A 481-nucleotide genomic window follows, 5' to 3' on the forward strand; every position below is an offset into this window, starting at 1 on the left:
ATCAAGATTTCGCAGTGACGGCGGCGGGAAACGTCAGCTTTGCGGCGGCGCGCTCATTCTTCGCGAGTGTCATGAATGGCGTCGCCCTGTTCGTGCGGAAGGCCGGAATGATGCTCGTTGCCGCGTCGGGAAAAATCCGTATCGAGGCTCAGAGTGACGGCATCGACGTGGTCGCGACGAAGGATGTTCATATATCGAGCGAGGACGGCTGGATCAACCTGACCGCCATGAAGGGCATACGCTTCAACGGTGCGGGAACGACTTTGGAACTGAGCGCGGCGGGATTGCTCGGCGCTACGAACGGTCAGTTCCTCGTCCACGCCGCCGACCATCAGACCGAGGGCCCGCAATCCACGCCCCTCATGTTCCCGCGGAAGGCGTACGCCGACACATCGTCGCTGTCGCATCTGTATCACGACGACGAACCGGTTCAGGGCGCGAAGTTCCAGATTCACTACGACGATGGCAAACGCTATGGCGG

General features: G+C 60.7%; 1 protein-coding gene. It reads left to right on the forward strand.

The window, feature by feature from the left end; translation table 11 throughout:
* Positions 1–14 precede the first annotated feature (14 nt).
* On the forward strand, positions 15–481 hold a 467-nt coding region (locus NCR35_RS29785), incomplete at its 3' end, for a DUF2345 domain-containing protein (RefSeq protein WP_250537462.1).

It is taken from the genome of Caballeronia sp. AZ10_KS36 (assembly GCF_023631105.1).
In the GTDB taxonomy this organism is placed as follows: domain Bacteria; phylum Pseudomonadota; class Gammaproteobacteria; order Burkholderiales; family Burkholderiaceae; genus Caballeronia.